General features: G+C 54.7%; 1 protein-coding gene and 2 pseudogenes. 2 read left to right on the top strand and 1 reads right to left on the bottom strand.

Going from position 1 to position 2,559, the window contains the following annotated elements; translation table 11 throughout:
• Nucleotides 1–299, top strand: a pseudogene (locus RY1_RS29155) (transposase); the annotation flags it as partial.
• A gap of 66 nt (nucleotides 300–365) precedes the next feature.
• A complete protein-coding gene (locus tag RY1_RS29160) occupies nucleotides 366–1,238 on the top strand; it encodes a toll/interleukin-1 receptor domain-containing protein (RefSeq protein WP_072807533.1) in 873 nt (290 codons plus the stop codon).
• An 850-nt stretch (nucleotides 1,239–2,088) separates the two neighbouring features.
• On the opposite strand, the pseudogene RY1_RS29165 reads toward RY1_RS29160, so the two are convergent.
• Nucleotides 2,089–2,559, bottom strand: a pseudogene (locus tag RY1_RS29165) (IS630 family transposase); the annotation flags it as partial.

The following is a 2,559-nucleotide window of genomic DNA, read 5'->3' on the forward strand; positions in this document are numbered from 1 at the left end:
CTACGCCACGCACAAGAAGCAGGAGGTACGAAATTGGCTCGCAAACAATCCGCGCATCACAGTGCATTTCACGCCTACCTCGGCGTCGTGGATGAATCTGGTCGAGGTCTGGTTCGGGATCATTCGAACGCCAAGCGATCCACCGCGGAACCTTCCGCAACGTCCGTGATCTCACCGCCAAGATTCGCGCGTTCATCAACGGCTGGAACCCACGCGCTCAGCCGTTCGTCTGGACCAAAACTGCGGAACAGATCCTCAAGACGGCCAACCGCCCAACAACTTCAAACGCGGACCACTAGTGGGGAATTTCGATGAGCGCCGTCACTTCGATGATCTTGATTGAACGGCACTGATAACCTCTGGCCATGACAGCGCCTAGTGACAAGACGGTCTTCATCAGTTGGTCAGGTGAACTGGCACGCGCAGTGGCAGAAGTGCTGCAGGAATGGCTGCCGACCCTGATGGACGACGTAGATCCTTGGGTGTCATCTGTGAGCATTCAAGCCGGTATGCATTGGCTAGGTCAGGTCAACGCACGTTTGGACACCGCTGTTTTCGGCATCGTCCTGGTCACCTTAGAAAACAAGGGCAAAGAATGGCTGAACTTCGAGGCGGGAGCACTCGGTCAACGCTTCGTCGGAATCGAACGTGGCCGTGTCGTTCCAATAACCGTCGACTTCACAAGTGCGACAGAGCTTCCTACGACATTGAGCCAGTTTCAGGCCGTGCCCATGGATCGAGACGGCCTATGGCGGGCTGCAAAGTCACTCGCGGAGTCCCTCGGAAAGAATGAATCCTCAGTTCAGCGTAGGTTCGATGGGTCGTGGGATGACCTGAAGGCGAAGCTTGATGCGGCTCTCGAGGTAGAACCATCTGCCCCGCCTCGTACGATCGAGTCGAAGGTGGACGAGCTGCTGCAATCGACCCGTGCCTTCAGTCAAGAGAAGATGGAATTCGACAACGGTTGGCAGATGGGCGCTGCCGACGAAACATCGAAGATTGCCCAGCGCTTCCTGAACTCGCAGCACATACACGGGATTCGCGAATACCACTTGAACCAGGGTCCATTCCAGAACCTCGTGTACGTGATTAAAGACGGTCAACCGTTCACACCTGAACAAATCAGTAACTACGAGACCATCCTAAGCATTATTCACAATACAGCGGTACGCATCCTAACAAAGACACAGTCACAGACGAGCCCACTCCTGGAGGGACACACCGTAGAGAGGATGTAATTGTGGATAACTTCACCCGCAATTCCTATTGATTATTGAGCCCATCTGCCCCATACTCTTCTGCAGGGAAATAAGCAATGCAAATAGGAAACAATTTAACAATTGAGTATGAACTACCGACTGATCCAGAAGTCACCGGAGAAGCACGAGACCGCCAGGTCATGAAGTACTTCAAGGCACTGATCATGACGATTAACAGAGTCGGACTACTGCCACTGATGCAGTTCCGCAACTTCACGAAGTAACACCGGGTTGCCCGTAAAACCCCGTCTAGCACTGTAGACCGAGTCACACTCACGGCAACTGATGGGCCCTTGTCCTTACCTGCGAGTTTGGACAACTGCACATACACAATTCGGTTCGTTTAGGATACATGGCCGCATCAGCAAATTATCAATAGCACTAGACTGCATGACATCGAGGTTCAGAAGCTGACGAAGGCTGATATATACCGATTGGTCAAGCGCTTGCGGGCTGGCGAACAAGCCGGCTACAAGAAGTGGTCACCACGATCGGTCAACTACATGTTGAGCATCTTCACGGCGGTAGTCGAGAGCCAACAAAGACAGGGCCACGTCGAGCGCAATGTGGCGCGGTTGCTACCGAGATGTGACACGCTTGTGACACCGAGATCCGAGCTGAAAGACCGCTTGGACTGTGGTGAATCGGATTGAACGCACACGACTTCGGAGCGACTTGAACGCTTGAAACCACGGCTCGCGAACGATGAAGTGCCCACGATCACAGTGTAGAACCTGGCCCCATTCCGGGGGCAATTCGAACCCCTATCCTCTTGGTGGTAGCCCGCGCGGATCTCCGGACCGGTGTGGATCCATAGATACTCCTCGACCTAGTGGTCCGCGTTTGAAGTTGTTGGGCGGTTGGCCGTCTTGAGGATCTGTTCCGCAGTTTTGGTCCAGACGAACGGCTGAGCGCGTGGGTTCCAGCCGTTGATGAACGCGCGAATCTTGGCGGTGAGATCACGGACGTTGCGGAAGGTTCCGCGGTGGATCGCTTGGCGTTCGAATGATCCCGAACCAGACCTCGACCAGATTCATCCACGACGCCGAGGTAGGCGTGAAATGCACTGTGATGCGCGGATTGTTTGCGAGCCAATTTCGTACCTCCTGCTTCTTGTGCGTGGCGTAGTTGTCCATTACGAGGTGAAGCTCCTGATCCGGGTAAGCCCGCGCGACGTGTTTGAGGAACAACAGAAATTCTTGATGACGGTGACGCGGTTTGCAGATGCCGGTGACCTTGCCGGTCGCCACGTCGAGTGCCGCGAACAGTGTCGTCGTCCCGTTGCGGACGTAGTCGTGGG

The sequence above is a fragment of the Rhodococcus yunnanensis NBRC 103083 genome (genome assembly GCF_001895005.1).
GTDB classification, from domain to species: Bacteria; Actinomycetota; Actinomycetes; order Mycobacteriales; family Mycobacteriaceae; genus Rhodococcoides; species Rhodococcoides yunnanense.

What these genes read in the sequence shown, in the direction of transcription:
- RY1_RS29160 (WP_072807533.1), top strand. Translation starts at nt 366, where the DNA reads ATGACAGCGCCTAGTGACAAGACGGTCTTCATCAGTTGGTCAGGTGAA.